General features: G+C 56.3%; 21 protein-coding genes. 10 read left to right on the top strand and 11 right to left on the bottom strand.

Annotation, left to right across the window (positions count from 1 at the left end; translation table 11 throughout):
* Window positions 1–95: 95 nt before the first annotated feature.
* The gene (locus B4A77_RS12510; RefSeq protein WP_290741158.1) at window positions 96–2657 is read left to right on the top strand and encodes a VPS10 domain-containing protein; all 2562 of its coding nucleotides are present in this window, start codon (window positions 96–98) and stop codon (window positions 2655–2657) included.
* Between the two features lie 88 nt (window positions 2658–2745).
* Here the strand turns inward: B4A77_RS12510 and putP are convergent, their stop codons facing one another.
* Entirely contained in the window at window positions 2746–4287 is a 1542-nt protein-coding gene (gene putP / locus B4A77_RS12505) for a sodium/proline symporter PutP (RefSeq protein WP_290741155.1), read from the bottom strand.
* 53 nt (window positions 4288–4340) lie between these two features.
* Window positions 4341–5264, bottom strand: a complete 924-nt coding sequence (cysK, locus tag B4A77_RS12500; protein ID WP_290741152.1) for a cysteine synthase A — start codon at window positions 5262–5264, stop codon at window positions 4341–4343.
* A gap of 96 nt (window positions 5265–5360) precedes the next feature.
* Between cysK and B4A77_RS12495 the strand changes: the two genes are divergently transcribed.
* Window positions 5361–6266, top strand: coding sequence for a lysophospholipid acyltransferase family protein (locus tag B4A77_RS12495; protein WP_290741149.1), 906 nt, complete (start codon window positions 5361–5363; stop codon window positions 6264–6266).
* Here B4A77_RS12495 and B4A77_RS12490 read toward each other — a convergent pair.
* Entirely contained in the window at window positions 6263–6814 is a 552-nt protein-coding gene (locus tag B4A77_RS12490; RefSeq protein ID WP_173380852.1) for a pseudouridine synthase, read from the bottom strand. The two genes, B4A77_RS12495 and B4A77_RS12490, sit on opposite strands and share 4 nt — an antisense overlap.
* A 128-nt stretch (window positions 6815–6942) precedes the next feature.
* On the opposite strand from B4A77_RS12490, the gene B4A77_RS12485 reads away from it, so the two are divergent.
* The 4 genes from B4A77_RS12485 to B4A77_RS12470 all read left to right on the top strand — a co-directional run bounded on the left by B4A77_RS12485 (window position 6943) and on the right by B4A77_RS12470 (window position 13013).
* Complete coding sequence (locus tag B4A77_RS12485) at window positions 6943–9348, top strand: Tex family protein (RefSeq protein WP_290722585.1); 2406 nt, start codon at window positions 6943–6945, stop codon at window positions 9346–9348.
* A gap of 316 nt (window positions 9349–9664) precedes the next feature.
* Complete coding sequence (locus tag B4A77_RS12480; protein WP_290741144.1) at window positions 9665–10594, top strand: hypothetical protein; 930 nt, start codon at window positions 9665–9667, stop codon at window positions 10592–10594.
* Between the two features lie 134 nt (window positions 10595–10728).
* The gene (locus B4A77_RS12475) at window positions 10729–11574 is read left to right on the top strand and encodes a TIGR02147 family protein (RefSeq protein WP_290741142.1); all 846 of its coding nucleotides are present in this window, start codon (window positions 10729–10731) and stop codon (window positions 11572–11574) included.
* Complete coding sequence (locus B4A77_RS12470) at window positions 11571–13013, top strand: LamG domain-containing protein (protein ID WP_290741139.1); 1443 nt, start codon at window positions 11571–11573, stop codon at window positions 13011–13013. Before B4A77_RS12475 ends, B4A77_RS12470 begins: the two co-directional genes overlap by 4 nt.
* Before the next feature lie 166 nt (window positions 13014–13179).
* Here B4A77_RS12470 and B4A77_RS12465 read toward each other — a convergent pair whose 3' ends face one another.
* Window positions 13180–13377: a ferredoxin gene (locus tag B4A77_RS12465; protein WP_073115269.1), complete on the bottom strand. Its 198-nt coding sequence runs from the start codon at window positions 13375–13377 to the stop codon at window positions 13180–13182.
* Window positions 13378–13513: 136 nt separating this feature from the next.
* Here B4A77_RS12465 and argB point away from each other — a divergent pair, with 136 nt between their 5' ends.
* Genes argB through B4A77_RS12445 form a run of 4 tightly spaced genes read left to right on the top strand, consistent with a single transcriptional unit; the run spans window position 13514 to window position 16924 of the window.
* Window positions 13514–14305: an acetylglutamate kinase gene (gene argB / locus B4A77_RS12460; protein ID WP_290722595.1), complete on the top strand. Its 792-nt coding sequence runs from the start codon at window positions 13514–13516 to the stop codon at window positions 14303–14305.
* On the top strand, window positions 14286–15491 hold the full coding sequence (locus B4A77_RS12455) for an aspartate aminotransferase family protein (protein ID WP_290741136.1): 1206 nt from the start codon (window positions 14286–14288) through the stop codon (window positions 15489–15491). The genes argB and B4A77_RS12455 overlap by 20 nt, the downstream gene beginning before the upstream one ends.
* 12 nt (window positions 15492–15503) lie before the next feature.
* Window positions 15504–15950: a transcriptional regulator NrdR gene (gene nrdR, locus B4A77_RS12450; protein WP_173366712.1), complete on the top strand. Its 447-nt coding sequence runs from the start codon at window positions 15504–15506 to the stop codon at window positions 15948–15950.
* A gap of 14 nt (window positions 15951–15964) precedes the next feature.
* Window positions 15965–16924, top strand: a complete 960-nt coding sequence (locus B4A77_RS12445) for a class I SAM-dependent rRNA methyltransferase (RefSeq protein WP_290722597.1) — start codon at window positions 15965–15967, stop codon at window positions 16922–16924.
* Here B4A77_RS12445 and B4A77_RS12440 read toward each other — a convergent pair.
* From B4A77_RS12440 to B4A77_RS12410, 7 genes are all read right to left on the bottom strand, one after another.
* Entirely contained in the window at window positions 16921–17916 is a 996-nt protein-coding gene (locus tag B4A77_RS12440) for a phosphatase (RefSeq protein ID WP_173382874.1), read from the bottom strand. The two genes, B4A77_RS12445 and B4A77_RS12440, sit on opposite strands and share 4 nt — an antisense overlap.
* The gene (locus tag B4A77_RS12435) at window positions 17909–18277 is read right to left on the bottom strand and encodes a hypothetical protein (protein WP_173382873.1); all 369 of its coding nucleotides are present in this window, start codon (window positions 18275–18277) and stop codon (window positions 17909–17911) included. Before B4A77_RS12435 ends, B4A77_RS12440 begins: the two co-directional genes overlap by 8 nt.
* 77 nt (window positions 18278–18354) lie before the next feature.
* Window positions 18355–18648 (bottom strand): hypothetical protein, encoded by a 294-nt coding sequence (locus B4A77_RS12430; protein ID WP_173366708.1) that lies wholly within the window; start codon window positions 18646–18648, stop codon window positions 18355–18357.
* A gap of 436 nt (window positions 18649–19084) precedes the next feature.
* Entirely contained in the window at window positions 19085–19831 is a 747-nt protein-coding gene (gene panB / locus B4A77_RS12425) for a 3-methyl-2-oxobutanoate hydroxymethyltransferase (RefSeq protein ID WP_173382872.1), read from the bottom strand.
* A gap of 105 nt (window positions 19832–19936) precedes the next feature.
* The gene (recO, locus tag B4A77_RS12420) at window positions 19937–20707 is read right to left on the bottom strand and encodes a DNA repair protein RecO (RefSeq protein ID WP_290741131.1); all 771 of its coding nucleotides are present in this window, start codon (window positions 20705–20707) and stop codon (window positions 19937–19939) included.
* A 24-nt stretch (window positions 20708–20731) separates the two neighbouring features.
* Complete coding sequence (locus tag B4A77_RS12415) at window positions 20732–21088, bottom strand: histidine triad nucleotide-binding protein (RefSeq protein ID WP_290730960.1); 357 nt, start codon at window positions 21086–21088, stop codon at window positions 20732–20734.
* A gap of 26 nt (window positions 21089–21114) precedes the next feature.
* Window positions 21115–22014: a hypothetical protein gene (locus B4A77_RS12410; RefSeq protein ID WP_290741128.1), complete on the bottom strand. Its 900-nt coding sequence runs from the start codon at window positions 22012–22014 to the stop codon at window positions 21115–21117.
* Between the last annotated feature and the right edge of the window lie 83 nt (window positions 22015–22097).

Genomic DNA, 22097 nt, shown 5'->3' with positions numbered 1-22097 from the left:
GGCGCCCTTGCCGCATTTCGTGGCGCACCGGAGCCCAATAATATATTTTCATATCCGGTGTATGGGGGTGTTGTACCTTTATGTTTGGTAAGAATATGTTCGAAAAATTGATGCTGGGTGCCGCGCTGGTCGCGGCGGGTGCGGGCCTTTCGCAGGCCGAAAACTACAACTGGGGCAATGTCCGCTTCGATGGCGGCGGCTTCGTGTCGGCGGTAATCTTCCACCCGAAGGCCGAAAATGTGCTCTATGCGCGAACCGACGTGGGCGGCATCTACCGCTTCGATTTCGAGAACAAGAGGTGGATCCCGCTGATGGACTGGATCTCGGAGAACGACAAGGGCCTGTACGGCACCGAGGCGTTCGCGCTCGACCCGACCGACCCGAAGCGCATCTACGTGCTCGGCGGGACGGGCTACTTTAGCCAGGGCCGGACTGCCGTGCTCCGGAGCGAGGATTACGGTGCCACCTGGGACACGAGCTACGTGGAAATGCTCGCCCACGGCAACGGCATGGGCCGCCAGACCGGCGAAAAGCTCGCGGTGGACCCGAACAAGCCGAACATTATCTTCTGCGGGAGCCGCACGAAGGGCCTCTACAAGAGTACCGACTACGGCAAGACGTGGACGAGCGCCTACAAGGTCGCGCTTTCCGATGCGAAGGAATCGAGCCTGAACGGTGTGAACGGTATCAGCTTCGTGATGTTCGACGAGGCGCAGGGCACGAATGCCGATGGCTCGACCAAGACGATTTACATCGGCATCTCCGAAACGAAGGACAACCTGCAGGTGAGTAACGACGGCGGCGCCACTTGGAAGGCCATATCGGGTGGCCCCGCGAATCTGATGCCCCACCGCGCGAAGATTGTGGGTGGCGACATGTACATTACCTACGCCGATGGTCCGGGCCCGCACAACATCAACAGAGGCGCGGTCTACAAGTACAACATCGCGGGCGGCACGTGGGAAGATATCACCCCGAGCGATTCGGTGACGCACGAGCAGAGCCCCACCACCTACGAGAAGGACTATAGTTCTTACGGTGGCATTTCCATCGACCCGAAGGACCCGAAGCACATCGTGGTCTCGACGCTCGGCAAGTACACGGGGCGTCACCTCGCGAAGAACGCGAAGGGCGAGGAGCGCGACAACTACGGCGACCGCATCTACACGACCACGGATGGCGGCAAGACGTGGATTCACGGGCAGCATTACGGCGACGGCATCAACATCGACGCGAACGGCACGGACTGGATTCCGGGCAACGCCATCCACTGGGCGGGTTCGCTCGAGATTAACCCGTTCGACAACAAGCAGGCGTGGGTCACGAGCGGCAACGGCATATTCATGACCGAAGACATCACCGCGAAGGTTCCCGTGTGGAAGTTTATGTCCCGCGGCATCGAGGAGACTGTCCCGCTCGATATCGTGAGCATTCCGGGCGGCCCGCTGGTGACCGCGATTGGCGACTACGACGGCGCTGTCTATACCGATATCAATGCAAGCGCCCAGAGGCACACGCCGACGGTCGGCTCCACCGAGACGATGGCCTTCGCGCCGCTCAGCGGAAGCCTGCTGCGCACGGGCGTGATTACCGTGTACGGCCAGTACGAGAGCATCAACTACAACGTGATGTACCGCAGCGACGACATGGGCAAGACTTGGGACAGCGTGAAGACTACGCTCAAGGGCCCGAAGGGCATGGTGGTGCTCTCTGCCGACGGCAAGGTGATGCTGCACCGCCCCGAGATGGGCTCGACCACGTACCGCTCCGCCGATAACGGCGCGACCTGGACCGCGGTGGAACTCGACGGCGGGCAGACACAGAATTCCCGCATTGTCGCGGACCCCGTGAATCCGGACGTGTTCTACGTGATGGATGCGCAGGCGAACCTGTACCGCTCCGACGACGGCGGCAAGAGCTTCGCGAAATACGGTGCGCGCCTGCAGAACGACGCCGCGGGCGAATACTACAACGGCGGCGGCCTCATCCGCACGGTGCCGGGCAGGGAAGGCCACGTGTGGGTCCCGATGGACCAGGCGCAGATGTGGCTCCCGAAGGGCTTCAGCGAGAACGGGCTTGCCTACAGCGAGAACGGCGGCAAGGACTGGACGCGCTGCGAGGGTGCGAAGACGGCCATCGCGGTGGGTATCGGCAAGGCCAAGGAAGGCGCCGACTACGAGACGATATTTATCTGGGGTGCCGCGAAGGAAGGCGACCCGATTGGAATCTACCGCAGTACCGACAAGTGCAAGACATTCGAACGCATCAACGACGACAAGCACCAGTTCGGCGGCCCGGGTAACGGGAACTTTGTGCAGGGCGACATGAACAACTTCGGCGTGGTGTACATGAGCACCGTGGGCCGCGGGACGATTGTCGGAGCGCCCGAAGGTACGGAATTCTTTACTGTTCGTGCTGCACGCCAGGTGGCGAACTTCGTGCCGTCCCTGCAACTGGAAAAACGCTTGCTCCATGTGACCGCGCCTGCGGGCAGTACGCTCTCGCTTTTTGCCGTGACGGGCAAGACGGTGCTTTCCAAGCAGGTGGCAGGGCTCGCACACGTCTCGCTTGAAAAAATCTCTGCGGGCCGCTATGTGGCAAAGCTGCTCGATGCCCGCGGGAAGGTGCTTGCGAACAAGTTCGTGACGCTGAAATAGTTTATTTACCTCAATGTAAAAACAAAACACCCTGCTTTTACGCAGGGTGTTTTTCAAATGAAATAAATGCTAAAGCCTTTTCGGTGGATTACAGCTTCATATCGCTCAGGCGCGTGTGTTCCACAGCATCAAACTCTTCCTGAATCTCTTTGCTCGGGGCCTTGGTGCAGAGGCTCACGATCACGATGGTCGCGAAGCTGAGCACGAAGCCGGGCACGAGTTCGTAAATCTGGAAGATTTCGGCGGAGAATCCGGAGAGGTAGAACTTCCACACGAAGGTGGTGATGCCGCCCACGAGCATGCCCGCGATGGCGCCCGGAAGCGTGGTACGCTTCCAGAACAGGGCAAGGAGCATAATCGGGCCGAAGGTGGCACCGAATCCGCCCCAGGCAAAGCTCACGAGGCTCATCACCACATCCAAGAAGCTCTTGCCCTGTGCAGCGCCGTCGGCGCTGGGCGCTCCCTGCATGGCGACGATGACCGCGATAACCGTAATGAGTACGACCACGCCGCGGCTCACCCACATGACTTCCTTGTTGCTCGCATTCTTACGGAACAGGTGCTTGTAGAGGTCGTTACTGAAGGCCGAAGCCGAAACCAGCAGCTGCGAGTCGGCGGTACTCATGATAGCGGCTAGGATAGCGGCCATGAGGATGGCGGCGACAGCCGGATGGCAGAGCGCTTGGCAGAGAATCATGAAGATGCGTTCCGGGTCGGCGACGGTAATGCCGTTCGCTTCCACGTAGTAGCGACCGAGAATGGCAATCATGATGGCGGCACCAAGGCAGATGGTGACCCAGGTCATGGCGACACGGCGGGAGAACTTGATGTCTTCGGCGTTCTTGATGCTCATGAAGCGCACCAGGATGTGCGGCATGCCGAAGTAGCCGAGGCCCCACGCGAGGCTAGAAATCAACGCAATCAGCCCGATGGACTTGCCGGTGGTGGCGTTGGTGAACAGGCTCATCAGGTAGGGGTTCTGCGCGTTCACCGCATCCATGGTGGCTGCAAAACCGCCCGAACCTGCCATGATAATCGAGGGAATGGCGATGACGGCGATGAGCATCATGGTCGCCTGAATAAAGTCGGTCCAGCACACGGCGAAGAAACCGCCCATGAAGGTGTAACTCACCACGACGACCGCACCGATGATAAGGCCCGTGGTGTAGTTCATGTTGAAGATGGTGCCGAAAAGTTTGGCGCTCGCGACAAAGCCTGAAACCGTGTAGAACAGGAAGAACGCGAGGATGAAAATCGAGGCGATGACGCGGATGATTCCCTTGTTGTCGCGGAAGCGGTTCGCAAAGAAGTCGGGCAGCGTGATGGAGTCCCCGCAGAAGTGGCTGTACTTGCGGAGCCTGCGACCCACGATTTTCCAGTTGAGGTACGTGCCGATGACAAGTCCGATGCCGATCCACGCTTCGGAGAAACCGCTCACGAAGATGGCGCCGGGGAGGCCCATCAAGAGCCAGCCGCTCATGTCGGAGGCCTGCGCGGACATGGCCACGACCCACTTGTTCATGCCGCGGTTGCCCAGGTAGTAGGCGTTCAGGCTGTTCGCCTTCTTGGAAAAGTAGAATCCGATACCGAGCATCATCAGCAGGTACAGGATAAATACGGTAATGACCATTTGGTGAATCTCCTATTTTCGAATACTTGTTTATTGAAATATAACTATACAGGCTACTTTTCCGTCCAGAGCCAGGTGCTCAGGTAGCGTTCGCCTGTGTCGGGGAGGAGCGCGACAATCCGCTTGCCCTTGAATTCGGGGCGCTTGGCGACCGTCAACGCGCATTCCAGAGCCGCTCCGGACGAAATCCCGACAAAGATGCCTTCTTCGCTTGCTGCCGCGCGGGCCGCGTTCCCCGCCTTCTCCGTGCTGGTGAGGTACACCTCGTCGACCACCTTCGGGTCGTAGATTTTCGGGATAAAGTTCGCGCCGATTCCCTGTATCTTGTGCGGACCCGCCACGCCCTTCGATATCATCGGGGAATCATCGGGTTCAATCGCGATGACGTAGACGTTCGGGTTCTTTTCCTTGAGGTACTTCGCGGTTCCGCTTACGGTTCCGCCCGTGCCCGCCGTCGCGATGAATACGTCCACCTTGCCGTCGGTATCGCGCCAGATTTCGGGCCCCGTGGTGAGGTAGTGCGCTTCCGGGTTCGCCGGATTCTCGAACTGCTGCGGAATAAAACTCCCCGGGTTCTGCGCCGCAATCTCGTTTGCCTTCTCGATGCAGCCTGCCATGCCCTTTGCGCCTTCGGTCAGCACGACCTCGGCCCCAAGCGCCTTCAATAGCAGCCTGCGTTCCATGCTCATGGAATCAGGCATCGTGAGCACCACCTTGTAGCCCTTCACCGCACCCACGTAGGCGAGCCCGACGCCCGTATTGCCGCTGGTCGGCTCGATGATGAGCGCGCCCGGCTTGAGCTTGCCCTCCTTTTCGGCGCGTTCAATCATGTTGAACGCCACGCGGTCCTTCGCGCTTCCGAGCGGGTTGAAACTTTCGAGTTTTACGTAGACTTCGGCCCCGCCCTTGTTCAACTTGTTGATGCGTACGAGTGGTGTGTTGCCGATAGTTTCGAGAATGCTATTGAAAATTGCCATAAAAAAACTCCGTCGCGACACGTGCCGCGCTGGCAAACAATCTAGTATTATTTTTTGTGTGCCGGCCGCGCCCGTTTAAGTATATTTTATGCAAATATGCCTGTGCTCCGTTCCATCATGTCAAAAGTGTTCGCGCGAACCGCCGGTTTCGTGCTTTGCACCTGCGGGTGGAAAAAGGGGACGGTTTACGCGAACTTGCGACACGTGGATGGCGCGGAACCCCGTGAAGGGAGCCCGCTGCGCATTTCCCGGCCGGGAACGTTCTACCGCACGCTCATCTGCAACCTCACGCGCCATGCGGGCGAAATCCTTTTCCGGTTCGGCTCGTTCAAGAAGTTGCCCCGCGAACTTTCCGCATATCCTTGCCGCATCGACGGCTGGAACTTTGCCCTCGCGGAAGGTTCTGCCCCGGTTCTCGAGAAAATGCGTGCTGGCGGAATTTTTCTTACGGCTCATTTCGGAAACTACGAGGCGATAGGCCCGTGGCTCTGTCGCCTCGGCATACCGCTGGTGGCGAGCTACATCCCGCTAAGGCCCGCGTGGCTCAATCGCATTCTGGATAAACGAATTCGGGCCGTCGATGGTCGCCCTTACGGCGTTGATGCGCGCACCCCGCGGGAGTTCTTGCGCCTGCTCGATAGCAAGAAGTTAGTTTGTCTGCTGGCTGACCAGGATAGCAGAATCCCGAGTGCGCTCGAGGGCGAGTTCATGCACAGGCCCGTGCGTAACAACCCGCTTCCGGATTTCTTGCTCCGGCACCGCCCCGAGACGCCCGTGTATATCTGCTGGCTGGAAGATGCCCGCTGCCGGCGCGTCCTCCATGCGATTGAACTGCCCCGCGCATCCGCATCCTGCGATGTCTTGCCCGCCTTCAACATCTGGCTCGAATCCCGCATAAAAGAAAATCCGGCCCTCTGGTACGGCTGGACTCATCGCAGGTTCTATTCCAGGAATCCGGAAATCTACGCGCGGAAAAGTCCGCATAAGGAAAAATCCGCTTAAAGGATTTTCTCCGTTACGGCCCGCCACTGTCCGGGCTGCAGGTCGCCGAGCTCGACGTTCCCGATCCTGGTGCGGATGAGTCTCAGCGTCGGGAAGCCGACCGCGGCAGTCATGTGGCGCACCTGGCGGTTCTTCCCCTCGATAAGCGTGAGCCGGACCCACGAAGTGGGGATGTTGGCGCGGAATCGGACGGGCGGGTTGCGTGGCCAGAGCCATTCCGGTTCGGTTGCAATTTCGGCGGTGCACGGCTTGGAACGGTAGCCCTTGAAGGAGACTCCCTGCATGAGCTTTTGGACGGCTTCTTTCGTGATTTTGCCTTCGACCTGCGCGAGGTAGGTTCTCGGGTGCTCGAATTTTGGGTCGAGGAGTCTCTTGATGAGCTTTCCGTCGTCCGTGAGCAAAAGGGCCCCTTCGCTGTCGTGGTCTAGTCTTCCGGCGGCATAGATTCCGGGCGGGAATCCGAACTGGTCGAGAGCCGGGTGCCCCGCTTCGGGGGTAAACTGGCTCAGGACGCCGAAGGGCTTGTTGAAGAGGATGACGCTGGACATCAAAAAAAATATAGCATTACCACTTTGTCACAAAATTGACACTTTCTTTTGCTATATTGCGATTCTGTCAACCCAGGGCATTTATGACCCTAAAAACCGGAAACGGAATCTACATATAGGAATAGAAAATGGATTTTTCCGCAATTATTGCCGAAGAACTGAAGCTCGAAGTATGGCGCGTCGCTAAGGCGCTTGAACTCATGGACCAGGGAGGCACGGTCCCCTTTATCGCCCGCTACCGCAAGGATCAGACGGGTACGCTGAACGAAATTGAACTGCGCGACATCAGCCACCGTCGCGACTATCTGCAGGAACTTGCCGACCGTAAGGAAACGGTGCTCAAGAGCATCGAGGAACAGGGCAAGCTCACTCCCGAACTCAAGGCCCAGATCGAGGCCTGCAAGGACAAAACTCTCCTCGAAGATATTTACGCCCCGTACAAGCCCAAGAAGCGCACCCGCGCGACCATCGCGAAGGAACTCGGTCTTGAACCGCTGGCTCGCTTGATGTGGGCACAGGAAAATACCGGCAACACCGCCGAAGAAATCGCCCGTATCTACCTCTCCGAGGAGAAGGGCCTTGCCGACCCGAAGGCCGCCCTCAAGGGTGCCGCCGACATTTTGGCCGAAGAGGTTGCCGACAATACCGAATTCCGCCAGTACCTCCGTGCCAAGATGGAAAAGACCGGCGTGATGGTTTCCAAGGTCAAGAAGGATTTCGAGAAGCAGGAGACAAAGTTCAAGGACTACTACGACTTCAGCGAGCCGGTCAGCAAGATTCCGAGCCACCGCATGCTTGCGCTCCGCCGTGGCGAAAAGGAGAAGGTGCTGCGCCTCACCATCGAAGTGCCGAACGACGAAATGGTCGGCTACCTCAAGACCCAGATTATCAAGGGCGAAACGACCTGGACTCCGTACCTGGAGGCCATGTGCCAGGACGCCTGGGAACGCCTGCTGCAGCCGAGCATGGAAAGCGAAGTGCGCCTGATGCTCAAGGACGCCGCCGAAGAGGAAGCCTTCAAGGTGTTCAGCAAGAACCTGCAAGACGTTCTGCTTGCCGCCCCCGCGGGTCACAAGGCCGTGCTCGCTCTCGACCCGGGTTTCCGTACGGGCTGCAAGGTGGCTGTGCTCGACGAAAACGGCAAGTTCATGGATCATGGCATTATCAAGCCGCATGAACCGTGGAACGACAAGGCCGGTGCCGCTGTGTACCTGATGCAACTCATCGATAAGTACAAGATTGACCTCATCGCCATCGGTAACGGAACCGCGAGCCGCGAGACCGACGCTTTCTGTGGCGAGATGGCCCTCAAGTTCAAGGGCAAGGTTCCGCCGCGCGTCATCGTTTCGGAAGCCGGTGCTTCCGTTTACAGTGCAAGCATGATTGCCATCCAGGAATTCCCGAAGGAAGACGTGACGACCCGCGGCGCAATTTCGATTGGCCGCCGCCTGCAGGACCCGCTTGCCGAACTCGTGAAGGTAGACCCGCAGTCTATCGGCGTGGGCCAGTACCAGCACGACGTGAACCAGCGCGAACTCAAGAAGCGCCTCGACGAAGTGGTGGAAAGCTGCGTGAACATGGTGGGCGTGGACGTGAACAGCGCATCCGCTCCGCTCCTTGCCCATGTGGCGGGCCTCAGCAATACGCTTTCGGAAGCCATCGTGAAGTACCGCGAAGAGAACGGCGCGTTTGCAAGCCGTGAAGACCTGAAGAAGGTGAAGGGCTTCGGTCCGAAGGCCTTCGAGCAGGCGGCGGGCTTCATGCGCATCCCGGGGGCCGAAAATCCGCTGGATGATTCCGCGGTGCACCCCGAAAACTACGCCCTCGTGGAACAGATGGCCGAGAAGGTCGGCGTCCCCGTGAAGGATATCGTGGGCAATGCCGAAGCGGTGAAGGGTATCAAGGTGGATGAGTTCCTCTCCGACGAGGTGGGTAAGGCTACCCTCGACGATATCGTGAAGGAACTGCAGAAGCCGAGCCGCGACCCGCGTAAGGAATTCCGTTATGCGAAATTCGATGACCGCATCAAGACCATCAACGACCTCGTTACGGGCAGCTGGATGGAAGGCGTGGTCACGAACGTGGCGAACTTCGGCGCGTTCGTGGACATTGGCGTTCACCAGGATGGCCTCGTGCATATTTCTGAAATCAGCGACAAGTACGTGACCGACGCGAAGGAAGTCCTGACTGTGGGCGATGTGGTGAAGGTGCGCGTTGTTGCCGTGGATGCGAACCAGAAGCGTATCAGCCTCTCGATGAAGCAGGAATCTACCGACGGTGTGGCAGGTGCGGGTGTGAGTGGCCCTCGCGGCCAGCGAGTTGGCGGTCCCCGCGGCAACTTCGGTGGCCGCGGCCGCGATGGTGTTCGCGGCAATGCCCGCCCGCAGGGCGGCATCCAGGGCCATGCGACCATCGCAGACCTCAAGAACAAGATTGCGGGCAAGGATCGCCCGGGTTTTGCTCCCAAGAAGCCCGTGGTCGCCCAGCCGCAGAAAATGAGCGCCCTCCTGAAGCAGATGAAAAAAGGCAGGTAGATTTGACAGCGACGGAACGATTGCGTTCCGGCATTGGCAAATCTACGGTGCCTAGCGCTGCGTAGCAGCGCCAAGGCCGGTAGGCGAGCGTCGCGGGAATAAGCTCGCGTTCGATGATTTGGAAAGCAGGTTCCACCAAAGGTGGAACCTGCTTTTTTGGGTAAGAATACGCCTTTTTTTGTTATAAAATAATTGCATTATGTTCCTTTGAATGCAATTTGATTATTTTATCAAATAATCAAGCGGAGAAAATATGTCAGAACAAGGTAGCGAAAACAATCGTTATAGGGAATTTGTCCTTAAGAACCGGCGCTCTATGAATGAATCCATGTCGAGGATTCTTCTCTTTTGTGCCTTTGCGGGCCCTGCAATCGCGCTCGACCGCTTCCTCGGTTATTGCGATGTCTCGTACTTGTCGTGCGCCCTGGTAAGCCTCTTGCTTGTCCTCCTCTCGGTAGGGCAGAAACTCCTGAACCGCTATTATCCCTTGAGCATCGTGACCGTGTTTTGGGGGCTTGTGGGCTTTATGTGCGTGCTTACGTTCATGTGCATGGCCAAGGTCGGGGTGTATATTACCTATGCGCTAGTGCCCATGGTGAGCCTGTTCTATTGCGAGAAGAACATCTACCTCATAAGCGTCGCCATGAACTACGTGATGATTCTGGTGTCGAATGTGCTGGTAAGCGATTTCCGTTCCCTCGACCGTCTCGATTTCCATAATCCGCTGGATTGGTTTGTCGCGGTGATGGGAGGCTATACGATTGAATCCATTGCGATTGGCGTTGCCGGATACTACCTGTGCAAGCGCATTTCGAATCACTTCAGGAGCATCTATACCAGCAATATTGTTATCGACCAGAAGTACCGCGACGAGGAACACAAGGACCGTGTCACCCGTGCCGTTACGGCCCTGTACCAGTGCGTCTACGTGATAAATCTCAAGAACATGAGCTACGAGGTGGTGCAGCGCGACCGCTTTGTGTCGGATGTTGTGCGCGACGAGGACAATCTTGCGACGAACATTGAAAGGGCTGTCTTTGCTCTTGTGGAAAACGTGGACAAGCAGCGCATGTTCGAGTTCCTGGACTTGAATACGCTCCCGGCCCGTCTGGATCAGCAGAGCATGATTTATGCGGAATGCCAGGGAAAGTTGCACGGTGCGGTCCAGCTGTCGTTTATCCTCGTCGAGAGGGACGAAGAGGGGGATCCGCTCTCGGTCGTGTTCACCTTGCGACAGGCGGCCTGATTTTGGCCACGCCGGTGTGCGAGGCTTGTTTTTTACACGCCCCTGTGTTGTAAAAATTGCCGATTTAAACGCATTTTACACGCTTTTTTACTCAAAAACGGCCTTTTTGTGTAAAAATAATGTAGTTTATGGGCATGAGTATCGCGCTGGAACATCTTTTTGACTACGATGACTTCCGCAAGTTCATGCAGGACTATTTCGAAGAGCAAAAGAAAATGCGCTCCGTGTTTTCGCACCGTTTCTTTGCGGCGAAGGCGGGGTTCAGTAGTTCCTCGTACTGCCTGAACGTGATTCGCGGGCGGTTTAACCTCACGCCGAAATCTATCGAGAAGATTTCGAAGGCGATGGATTTCGAGCCCCTGCAAAAGGAATACTTCGAGGCGCTGGTGCAGTACAACCAGGCGCAGCAGGTGGACGAGCGCGACCAGGCCTGGAAGCAGATTCTGCAAATCCGCAAGCAGATTGAATTCACGCACGTCACCACGCGCGAGCAGGCCTACTTCAGCAAGTGGTACTACCCGGTAATTCGTGAACTCGCGGCAGATTCGCAGTGGCACGGCGACTACCGGATTTTGGCCCGCTCGCTTACCCCGCAGATAACTACGGAAGAGGCGCGCGATGCGGTGAAGAACCTGCTGGAATGGGGCCTCCTGAAAAAGGAGGGCGAACGTTACGTGCAGACCTCGCAGATGCTCGATGCTGCAGAAATCCCGCCGATTGCCCTCCGGCAGATTCGTCGCGAGTATATCCAGCATGCGATAGGCGCGGTGGAGTCCATGCCGAAGGATGAGCGCTTTGCCGCCTTCACGACGCTTGCCATGAGCGAAAGTTCCTATAATTATGCCGTGGAAGTCCTCGAAGAAGCCCGCAAGAAGATTATCGCGCGTGCGTCCAACGACACGAACGTGGAACGCGTTTACGAGATGATGCTCGTGGCATTCCCGATGAGCAAGAAAGTCGGAACGGAGGTTGAAAGATGAAACGTTTGATTGTTTATCTAAAACAGCCTCGCCGTGCGTGGGCGCTCGCCCTTGCCGCTTCCCTTGCGTTTTTTGCCTGCTCGAACGGCGACGATGTTGCAGGCGGTGTTACCGATATCGGGAACTCTATTGCACGTGAACCAGATACGACAAAGATTGCAGGGACCGTTGTCGACATGCAGGGCAACAAGATGCCTGCCGCACGGCTCACGCTGTACTGGGATAACGGTTATGCGATTGAGGATTCTCTGGAGGCTGTTGCCGATTCAAATGCGCAGTTCGAATTCAAGGTCGCAAGTAATGACATGCACGGTTACCTGCAAAACGGGCGGACGACTGCCATCCAGTATGCGGATTCAGCAAGGGATGTGATAAATGCGTTTGCGGGTGTTTATCTGTATGCACGGTCGGGGTCCCTTTCGGGTATCTCGCTTCCGCCGAGTGGAAAGGCGACCGAGGTTCGTGTCGGTTCGCGCAAGGCCCTGCGCGGGAGCATGTCCGGTGTGACTTCGGGCAAGGTTCACATCGGCGGAACGCATCTTAGCGCCGACGTGCAAGAAGATGGCTCGTTCAGTTTCGATTCTATCCCACCGGGAATGCAGGAAGAGTTAATTTACTCGGAAAGCGATTCCGTGCTGGGCTATATTCCGTTTACCATACAAGATGAAGGCGATACCGTTGTATTGCCGCAGCTTGAAAACTACGACGGTTTCCTCTGGAACCCTGACCTGCCTATGCTTGCGGATGCGTACGGGTTTAACTCTTACCATACCGATTATGTTCGCTGGTCCGATACCGGCTGGACAACCGTGAATATTGAGATGAATGGCGACGAGTACGTGTTCGACCACGACGGCAGACTGGCTGACAGTGTGAATTACGTGGATGGCGTGAGCGGCAAGGGCGTGCTGCTCGGTGCAGGCCAGTATATCGACCTCGATACGCTCAACCCGACCGGCGGCGATTTCACGCTGTCGCTGTGGACCAAGTGGAACGGCCCCAACGGCGAGCATCAGGTGCTGTTCTGCCAGCGTGCCTACTGGAGCGATTCTACGTCGCGATTCCAGTGGCACTACGAAGTGAATCGCGGTTCGTTCGCCGTGATGAAGAGCATGCCCGGCTACCCCGAGGTGGTGTTCTTCGGGGATTCGACTTCCGTGCCCGTTGGCGAGTGGGCGTTCATCGCACTAGTGTCAAAGGACCACAAGGTAAGCATGTACGTGAACGGCAAACCCGTAGCGATTGCTAATAGCGACGGTACCGAATTTGCAGGCGAGTTCGTGCCGAACGAATTGAACCGCAGTGTCCCGTTCCGCGTGGGGGGCGACGAAATCAGGACAGAAACCTGGAACGGCGTCATCGACCGCGTGAGCATCGAAACCCGCGCCCGCAGCCCCGAGTGGATAAGGGCGACGTACGAGGCATTGAAACCGGAATAATCGTTTTCTTGGAGAGTTACAAAAAAAGAACCCCGTCACGAAGACGGGGCTTTAAAAGTTTTCAGTAAGAGTGAAGATTACGGACGCCTCGTTTCACTACGGCGTCAATATCTCGGCTCGGTCATAGAGAAATGCAAGCATTTCTCTGCGACACTCGCCTTCGGTATTACTCGTACTTGATCACGCCGGCCGGGCAGCTGTCTGCAGCGTCCTTGATTTCGCTTTCGTAAGCGGAATAGTCGACGCCTTCCTTGACCTTCATCTTCTCGGGAACTTCGAACACTGCGTCGCAGGTAGCTTCGCAAGCGCCGCAGGAAACGCACTCGTCGTTGGATTCGTCGAGCCAAACTTTCGTGATTGCCATAATATACCTCTTGTGTCTTTGGTTGAATTATGGGTATAATATAATAAAAACATTGAAGACGCGGGTATTTTTTCTAAATTTTCCGCCGTAATTTCACTGCCTTGCAAGGCAAAACTCGAGAGGAACAAACCGAGCGATGAAAAAAGTGGTTGTAAAAATTGGTGGCAGCCTGGCAATCGACGAAGCCAAGCTCGCTGATTTTGTGTCGGCAGTCTCTACACTCCCAGGTGCAGGCTGTCAGGTGGCCGTGGTTCACGGCGGTGGCAAGGACATCAACGAAAACATTGCCTTGCTCAAGGAACAACCGACATTCATCGACGGTCTCCGAGTCACAACCCCCGGCATCATGAAGATGGTCGAGATGACCCTCTCCGGTTACGTGAACAAGAAGCTCGTGCGCATGCTCCTGAACAATGGTTGCGGTGCAGTCGGTATTTCGGGCGTAGATGCAAACCTGTTCCAGGTGGAAAAGAAGCAGGGCAAGGTGGACCTTGGCCTGGTGGGCGAAATCAAGAAGGTGAACCCCGGCATCGTGACCGCACTCTGGGGTGCGGGGTTTGTTCCCGTGGTGAGCCCGATTTCTATTGGTCCTGACGCTAACGGTAACGGCGTGAGTTGGAACGTGAATGCCGACACGGCTGCAAGCGAACTGGCTGTGGCGCTGGAGGCCGACCAGTTCGTGTTGGTGAGCGATGTGCCGGGCGTGATGGACGAAAACAAGAATGTAATTCCCGAACTGAGCGAAGCGGACGCCGAAAAGCTGATCGAAGCTGGCGTCATCTCCGGCGGTATGATTCCCAAAGTCCGCGAGAGTTTCAAGTCGATCCGACGAGGACTCAAGAGCATCCACATTGTGGGTTGGAAGGACGCGGAACACTTTGGTAAACAAATTAATGGAGATTTAAACTATGGCACAATCTTGCGCTAACCTGCTCGAACAGGACAAACAAATTATCGCGCCGCTCTACGGCAAGGCAGACATCAACTTCGTGAAGGGCGAGGGCTCTTACCTCTATGACGACCAGGGCACTCAGTACCTGGACTTCGTCGCGGGTATTGCCGTGAATGCGCTCGGTCACCAGAACCAGGCGATTAAGGATGCTGTGGTGGAACAGATGAACCACTTCAACCACATCAGCAACCTTTACCCGAACTACCCGCAGATTAATCTCGGCAAGGCACTCCTTGAAATCACCAAGTTCGACAAGGCGTTCTTCTGCAACTCGGGTACCGAGGCGAACGAAGGTGCAATCAAGTTTGCACGTAAGTACTTCGATCGGAAGGGCGAAAAGAACAGGCAGAAGATTATCACGTTCGTGAACAGCTTCCACGGCAGGACATACGCCGCGCTTTCTGCGACGGGCCAGCCGGCTATCAGGGAAGGCTTCGGCTCCATGCCGGGCGACTTCGTTCACGTGACTTGGAATGACTGCGCTGCCTTGAAGGCCGAGGTGGATGGCAATACCTGTGCCATCATGCTGGAATCGCTGGCCGCCGAAGGTGGCGTGATGACGCTCTCTGCCGAAATGGTTGCAACCATCAACAGCCTGCAGAAGGAATTCGGCTGCCTCGTCATCGTTGACGAAGTGCAGGCGGGTGTGGGCAGGCTCGGAACCTTCCTCGGTTTCGAAAAGTACGGCCTGAATCCGGACCTCGTAACGCTTGCCAAGGGAATCGGTGGCGGTCTCCCGCTTGGTGCGGTGCTCCTGCGCCAGAAGATTGCCGACCAGCTCAAGGCCGGCGACCATGGTACTACATTCGGCGGTAACCCGATTGCATGCGCTGCAGGTCTCGCTGTCGTGAAGCAGATTCCGGGCTTGCTCCAGAATGTCGCCGAACGCTCTGCCCAGCTGAAGGCCGGTTTGGCTGCCCTTGTGGAAAAGTACAGCTTCGCCAAGGAAATCCGCGGCGAAGGCCTGATTCTCGGTGTGGCACTCGCCGAAGAGATGCCGGTGGGTAACATCATCGCTGCCGCCCGGGCCGAGCATCTCATGGTGCTTAGCGCCAAGGGCAACGTGCTGCGTATGCTTCCGCCGCTGAACGTGAGTGCCGCGGAAGTGGACGAAGCACTGGAAAAGCTCGGCAAGGCGTTTGAAACGGCCGCCGCAAAATAATATATTCTAGCCATGATCTGCCCTTTTTGCAAGAACGACAACGACAAGGTGGTCGATAGCCGCGTGAGTGGAACCGCCATCCGCAGACGGCGTGAATGCCTGGCCTGCGGTCGCAGGTTCACGACGCGTGAGTATATTGAACTCCAGCCGTTGACTGTCGTGAAGAGGAGCGGCGAAAAGCAACCCTTCCAGCGTGAAAAGTTGATTCGCGGCATCATGAACTCTTGCAAGAAGCGCCCGATTACATCCGAGGATATCGAGGAACTGGCGACCCGTGTCGAAAACGCCCTGCCGGTGAACGACAATTCCGAAGTGGGTTACGATACCATCGGGAACCTCGTGATGCAGGAACTCAAGAAGCTCGACGCGGTCGCCTACGTGCGGTTTGCCTCCATCTACCGTGAGTTCAAGGAAGTGGGCGAGTTCGTGGACCAGATCAAGTCGATGGACAAGGCTTAGACGCGGAGTTTTCCATGCGTCGTCTCCTAGAAGTTGCTAATGAAAAGCGTTCGCCGCTGTTTCCGGTGACGGATGCCTATCGCATCGTGAACGGATTGGCCGACGGGTTTCCGGGGCTTACGCTCGACAGGTTCGGTGACCGGTTCCAGGTGCAGTTCTTTGGACCCGAAATGCTTGCCCGTCGTCGCGAATTCGTGGATGCTGTGGCAGCGGTGTTTGAACCGGCCTGCATCATTGTGAAGGAGAGGCTTTCGCGTTCGGGCAAGTCGCTAGAGAACGCGCCCATGGAGGTTGCTTTCGGGACTCGCGATGCTGCCGTAGGTACGGTGCGCGAAGGCAATGCGCGGTTCCATGTGGACTTGCTCGACACCGTCAATCCGGGGCTGTTCCTCGACATGCGGCACGTACGCCTCGAGGTGGAGGAACGTTTTCGTGCGATGACAAGTGAAGGCCCGCGCTTTCTCAATTTATTCAGCTACACGTGCAGTTTTTCGGTGCATGCGCGCCTCGGGGGTGCTGCGGTCGCCACCAACGCCGACATCAGCGGCAAGATTCTTGACAAGGGCCGCGCAAACTACGCGCTGAACGGGCTCGACTTGCGTCCTGGCGAATTTTTCCGCGGGAACGCGCTCGAATATGTGCGCTGGGCCATCAAGAAGGGACTCAAGTTCGACGGTATTGTGCTCGATCCGCCGAGCTTTGCGCGCTTCAAGGGTTTCAATTTCAACGTGCGTGAACACCTGATGCCGCTTGTTTCGGAATGCGCGCAGGTTCTGAATCCGCGCGGATTCATCATGGTAAGTTCCAACTACAGCGAGTTCGCGCTTGACTCCTTTGCGCGGGATGTGCTTGCTGCCGTCAGTTCGGTGCATAAGGAAGCCCGCACTGCTTGGAAGCGCGGGCAGGATATCGATTTCGCGGGGAGCGGTGCGACTAAGGATTCTTGCCTTGTCGCGACACTCGTAGAAGCCTAGGCGCCTTCCGATTCTTCAGCAGAATTCTCTTCTTCCTTCTTCTTGAGCCAGGGCGGAATTTTTTTCGCTTTCGGTTTAGCTTCCGGTTCGGGTTCCGGCGGGTACAGCAGGCCGAAACGGATGCCCGCGGTACTGATGCGGAACGTCTCGACGCGTAGCTTTTCCAGGAGCGACTTGAGCCAGAAGAGCCCGCAGATGATGACGTCGCTGCGGCCGTTCTCGAGCCCCGGGAGCATCGCGCGGAGCTCCTTCGAAAGGTTCGATATGCGCGTGGTGACTGCGTCGAGGTCGGCGATGCTCATTTCGAGCCCCTCGATGGCCTTGTAGTCGAACTGTTGCTTGTTCAGGAACACCATGGCGAGCGCGGTGCCTGTACCGCCGATGAGGTAGACCGGCTTTTTCGTCATGCCCTTGAAGCTGACTTCCTTGAAGGTCTCCTTCACGAATTTCTTGTATTCGGGGCCGGGGATGGGGCCCATCGCCTTGAACATCTTGAGCGCGCCTACGGGAATCGAGAACGTGGTCTCGCCGTTGCTGAGTTCGGTGGAGCCGCCGCCGATATCAATGGTGACGATGCCTTCTCCGTGCCATTCCTTCACGGAACGGTAGGTGAGCTTGCCCTCTTCTTCGCCGCTGATGATGCGCGGGCGGAACCAGAGCGCCTTTTCGACCGCATCGATGACTTCGTCCTGGTTTTCGGCCCTGCGCATGGCTTCGGTCATGGCCACGGCCTTGATGTCGGCCCCGAGGGCGTGAAGGTCCATGCGGAACGATGTCATGACGGCGACAAGTTCCTCGATTTTCTTTTCGGAAATGCGCCCGTGTTCGTAGATGTCTTCGCCGAGCTTGCAGATTTTGACTTTCTGGAGTTTCGGGACCAGGACTTGACGCGGATCCTGGCCTTCTTCGCCTTGGGTGCTCTCGAAGGCGGCAATGAGCATGATGCAGCTCATGCTCCCGATATCGATGGTGGCCTGGAGCTTGTTATCCATTCTCGGCCTCGTTTCCGGAGTTGTTTTGCTCGGTTTCTTCCGGAGCCTTGTTGAACTTGTCCATTCCCGCCTTGATTTTCTCGGCGATATTCGCCGGGTGCAACAGGAATTCCTTGGCCGACGCGATGGCTTCCTCGATGACGTATTCGGAATACTTTCCGTTCCAGCTCGCGACTAGTTCGCCCGATTCGCTTCCGAGGGGCTTCTTCTCGCGGATTTCCTGGCCCATCTTGAGGGCTAGCAGGAGCCCGAGTTCGAATCCGCGGGGGGATTCCTTTGCTTCGAGCAGTTTCTCAACGCGCTTGACGCGTTCGTCTAGGGGAATTTTCTGGAGTTCTTCGAGGTCTTTTTCCGAAATCATGCGGTAAAGATAGCAATAAGAAAAAAGAAAGGGCTCGCGAGATGCGAGTCCTTTCCAAAAAGAGAGCACTGTAAGAATTACTTCTTGGCAGCGGCCTTCTTAGCAGGAGCCTTCTTGGCAGCCGGCTTCTTGGCGGCAACCTTCTTGGCAACCGGCTTCTTGGCGGCCGGCTTCTTAGCGGCGACAGCCTTCTTGGCCGGGGCAGCCTTCTTAGCAGGAGCAGCCTTCTTGGCAGCCGGCTTCTTGGCAGCGGGCTTCTTAGCGGCGACAGCCTTCTTGGCCGGAGCAGCCTTCTTGGCGGCCGGCTTCTTGGCGGCGACAGCCTTCTTGGCGGCGGGTTTCTTAGCAGCGGGTTTCTTTGTTGTAGCCATTGTATTCTTCCTTTTTTGAGGGTTTAATGATTTGATGACTTTAAAATAACTTTATTTTCACAAAAAATCAACACCTTTTTAAAATTTTTTTCATTTTTTTTCAAAAGTCTATTGACAATCGAGAAAAAAAGTCTTATAGGAAAATGAAATTACTTTGTATGTAAAATAGCGCGAGCCCAATAAATACGGGCATTCCAGACGATTTGGCATTTTTTGCACCATACAATATTTTTTGATTGTAAGTTGATGATGCTCAAAGGATTACTTGTGATTTTCGTAACACTTGCAAAAAAATCCCGCCATCGACGAGATTTTTTTCTTTTCACCAGAATTTTTTTTCAATCGCGAGAGAAAAATTTTCAGTCATTCGAGAATTTTTTCTATGCGGAGACAACTTTTTGGGTTTGCGTCGAGAAAAATTTCTCTTTGCGGTGCGTTACGCTTCGTTCTTCACGCTCTCCACGTATTTGCGGAAGCCTTCTACGCCCAGGGAATACATGTCGACGAACTTCGTCGCGAACGGAGGGAGCTTTTTCTGGTGCATTCCGAGCGCGTCGTGCATCACGAGCACGTGTCCGTCGGTGAATTTACCGCCGCCGATGCCGATGGTGACGCTTTTCACCTCGCCGGTAATCTTCTTGCCGAGTTCTTCGGGGATGTGCTCGAGCACCGTCTCGAAGCATCCGAGGCTATCCACGAACTTGGCGGCGTCTTCGATGGCGCGGGCCTCTTCTTCGGTCTTGCCCTTCTGCTTGAAGTTCTCGGCGGTCTGCGGGAGCAGCCCGAGGTGTGCACAGACGGGAATATCCTTGCTGCGGAGGTACTCAATGACGCCTGCGGGGGTGCCTTCGAGCTTGACGCTTGCCGCGCCTAAGTCCATGAAGCGCTTAGCGTTATCGTATGCGGTTTGCGGATCCTTGTCGCTTCTGTAGGGCATGTCGGCCACTACGTGCGTGTTGGGTGCGCCGCGGCAGACGGCGGCGACGAAGATGAGCATTTCGGTCATGCCGATTTCGCGGGTGCTCTTGTAGCCGAGCATGGTGTTCGCGAGGCTGTCACCCACGAGAATCTGGTCGACTCCGGCGGCTTCTGCCATCTGGGCGAACGCGAAGTCGTAGGCGGTAATCATCGAAACTTTCTTGCCCGTGCCCTTCAAGGCGCGGATATCTTCCGCAGTAAGCATAGCATCTCCTATTTATGAACCGCGCTTTCTGTGAACAGCGCTTTTCACAGCGTGTAAAAGATAGTTTTTTTCTGCACGGATGGCTTTTTCGCGCCTGTTTACTTCCTAGCGCATAGCCGGGAACAGTTTGCGCGTCTCGTTCAGGAACTTGAGCGAGTTTATTTCGCGCATGAACCCGATGTGGCTGCGCAGGTAGGCGAGGAGCGCGTTCTCGACGTATTCCGGGTGCGCGATTGCCTTGCCGGTGCGTAGCGCCTCGAAACCGGCGAGCGTCTCGGGCCGCGCGCGGGGAGTTTCGACCCCGAGGCAACTTTTGCAGATGAATGCGCCTGTTTCCGGATGGAAATCGGCCGGAGCGCCTTCGATTTGGTGGTCGCAGCGGCTGCAGGAACTCATGTCCAGGTGGTAGCCCCAGAGTTCGCAGGTGTCCAGGAGCCAGCGGGCGAAAACACCCGACTTGCTGTTCGCGGGCTGTTCAGATGCCGGCGCATTGCCCGCGGGTTCGTCAAGCGCCGCGAGCGCCTCTTCCAGCAGGGCGAATTCCCCTTCCAGCGGGACACCCGCGGGTGCGTACCGCAGTACGATTTCGGCCATCACCTGTGCCTTCGCGAGGGCGAGCAGGTCTTCGCGAAGGTGCGCGTGCCAGTTGATGACGCTCGCTTCCTTCAGGAACTGCAGTTCCGTATTCGGGTTCTCGCGATACACTATCTCGCACAGGGCGAGCGGGTCGAGCGCCCCCCTGAACGGGCTGTCCTTGCGCTTGCCTCCCTTCACGATGAAGGAGACTGTGCCGGTTTCTTCCGTAAGCGCCTTCACGATCCAGCTGGAATCGCTGTAGGGGAAGCGGTGCAGGACTATCGCGCGGGTTTTAATCATAGAATGGCGGCTGCGCCGCGATTATTAAGCCTTCGGGAACGGAGGCCAGCCCATCTGCTGCCCGCCAACGACGTGCAGGTGGATGTGGAACACCGTCTGGCCCGCATCGGCCTTGCAGTTGAACACGAAACGGGCGCCGCCCTCTTCGAGGCCGAGGTCCTTCGCGATAAGCTGTGCGCGGTAAAGCATGTTACCCACGAGTTCGCAATCTTCCGGCTTCATGTCCATGATGGTCGCGATATGGCGCTTCGGCACCACAAGGAAGTGCACGGGGGCCTGCGGGGCGATGTCGTAGAATGCGAAAACGTCGTCGTCTTCGTAGATTTTCTTGGAAGGGATTTCACCCTTGATGATTTTGCAGAAAAGGCAATTTTCACTCATAGTATTATAAATAGTAGTAAAAATGCTTACTGATTTTCCTGCGGGAGGGTGTTTTTGCTTGTTTCGTCGCGGGGTGCGTCGTTCGTTGTCTGTGAATTCAGCGCTCTGGTGTTCGCGGTGATGGCCTTGATAACTTTGATGTAGCAGACCAAGAGTATGATGCTGAGAATTATGCTGAGTACCCGTGCCGCGAAGAGGCCTTTTGCAACGAAGAGTCCCAGGAACCAGCCAATTTGTATAGTGAAGCCGAGAAAGAGGATTGCTTTGAGCATCCAGCCGGGAAGGTGAGCGTTTTCTAGGCTGTTTTGTCCGAGAGCCTCTTTTTGCCGGGCGAGTAGGTCCTTGAAAATCATATAGTGATATACCGGAAAAATAATGGGGATCAGGGCAAAGAATATTGCTCCACGGGGTGTAAAATCGGTTTCTGAATAACGTTGCTGTTCCTTGATGACGCAGTGGAGCCAAGCGCAAAACTTGTAAATGGCAATCCAAGAGGTGACAAAGAGATGTACAAATAGCAGGAAGAAGTTTATGATGATGCCGAAGCCCAGGAGGTCGCCGACTGCGTTTGCTCTTGTTCCTGAAAGGAACTGTAGAAATATGAATGGAACGAATATGCCCAAAATTCCCGAAAGCAAAAATCCTTTAAGCAATTCTCCAAAGTAATTGTCGAAGCCACCATGAGTTGCAATTGAAATTTCCGTCGGAATAGCGAGAATGGTTAAGCCGATAAAGAAAAAACTGAGCCAGAAAACTGCATTCTTACAGTAAATCTCGTATTCCGAGAGGGTTGCAGTTTCCTCCGGCTCGGTTCCGTCTGCCGGGTTTGTGGCCGAGGAATCGACTTTGCTGTCGTTCGGTGCGTCACACCACAGGCACTTCGGCATGTCGTCATCGTATTCCCTTCCGCACTTCTTGCAAATCATATTGGCCTCTGCTGGTCAATGTAGAAAAAATCCCGGCGCAGGGGCCGGGATTTAAAAAGAGCGGAGGGTTAGCGACCCGTGTG

The sequence above is a fragment of the Fibrobacter sp. UBA3718 genome, assembly GCF_002371935.1.
Classification (GTDB): Bacteria; Fibrobacterota; Fibrobacteria; order Fibrobacterales; family Fibrobacteraceae; genus Fibrobacter.
The sequence above is the reverse complement of the archived record's forward strand: the minus strand, read 5'-3'. Positions and strand labels throughout refer to the sequence as shown.

Bases quoted from the DNA above. Each gene is read 5' to 3' on its own strand.
- B4A77_RS12475 (WP_290741142.1), top strand. From the start codon at position 10,729: ATGAGTATCGCGCTGGAACATCTTTTTGACTACGATGACTTCCGCAAG.
- nrdR (WP_173366712.1), top strand. From the start codon at position 15,504: ATGATCTGCCCTTTTTGCAAGAACGACAACGACAAGGTGGTCGATAGC.
- B4A77_RS12480 (WP_290741144.1), top strand. From the start codon at position 9,665: ATGAATGAATCCATGTCGAGGATTCTTCTCTTTTGTGCCTTTGCGGGC.
- B4A77_RS12440 (WP_173382874.1), bottom strand. From the start codon at position 17,916: ATGGATAACAAGCTCCAGGCCACCATCGATATCGGGAGCATGAGCTGC.
- B4A77_RS12435 (WP_173382873.1), bottom strand. From the start codon at position 18,277: ATGATTTCGGAAAAAGACCTCGAAGAACTCCAGAAAATTCCCCTAGAC.
- B4A77_RS12410 (WP_290741128.1), bottom strand. From the start codon at position 22,014: ATGATTTGCAAGAAGTGCGGAAGGGAATACGATGACGACATGCCGAAG.
- putP (WP_290741155.1), bottom strand. From the start codon at position 4,287: ATGGTCATTACCGTATTTATCCTGTACCTGCTGATGATGCTCGGTATC.
- B4A77_RS12510 (WP_290741158.1), top strand. From the start codon at position 96: ATGTTCGAAAAATTGATGCTGGGTGCCGCGCTGGTCGCGGCGGGTGCG.
- panB (WP_173382872.1), bottom strand. From the start codon at position 19,831: ATGCTTACTGCGGAAGATATCCGCGCCTTGAAGGGCACGGGCAAGAAA.
- recO (WP_290741131.1), bottom strand. From the start codon at position 20,707: ATGATTAAAACCCGCGCGATAGTCCTGCACCGCTTCCCCTACAGCGAT.
- B4A77_RS12445 (WP_290722597.1), top strand. From the start codon at position 15,965: ATGCGTCGTCTCCTAGAAGTTGCTAATGAAAAGCGTTCGCCGCTGTTT.
- B4A77_RS12470 (WP_290741139.1), top strand. From the start codon at position 11,571: ATGAAACGTTTGATTGTTTATCTAAAACAGCCTCGCCGTGCGTGGGCG.
- B4A77_RS12490 (WP_173380852.1), bottom strand. From the start codon at position 6,814: ATGTCCAGCGTCATCCTCTTCAACAAGCCCTTCGGCGTCCTGAGCCAG.
- argB (WP_290722595.1), top strand. From the start codon at position 13,514: ATGAAAAAAGTGGTTGTAAAAATTGGTGGCAGCCTGGCAATCGACGAA.
- B4A77_RS12455 (WP_290741136.1), top strand. From the start codon at position 14,286: ATGGCACAATCTTGCGCTAACCTGCTCGAACAGGACAAACAAATTATC.
- B4A77_RS12415 (WP_290730960.1), bottom strand. From the start codon at position 21,088: ATGAGTGAAAATTGCCTTTTCTGCAAAATCATCAAGGGTGAAATCCCT.
- B4A77_RS12465 (WP_073115269.1), bottom strand. From the start codon at position 13,377: ATGGCAATCACGAAAGTTTGGCTCGACGAATCCAACGACGAGTGCGTT.
- B4A77_RS12430 (WP_173366708.1), bottom strand. From the start codon at position 18,648: ATGGCTACAACAAAGAAACCCGCTGCTAAGAAACCCGCCGCCAAGAAG.
- cysK (WP_290741152.1), bottom strand. From the start codon at position 5,264: ATGGCAATTTTCAATAGCATTCTCGAAACTATCGGCAACACACCACTC.
- B4A77_RS12485 (WP_290722585.1), top strand. From the start codon at position 6,943: ATGGATTTTTCCGCAATTATTGCCGAAGAACTGAAGCTCGAAGTATGG.
- B4A77_RS12495 (WP_290741149.1), top strand. From the start codon at position 5,361: ATGCCTGTGCTCCGTTCCATCATGTCAAAAGTGTTCGCGCGAACCGCC.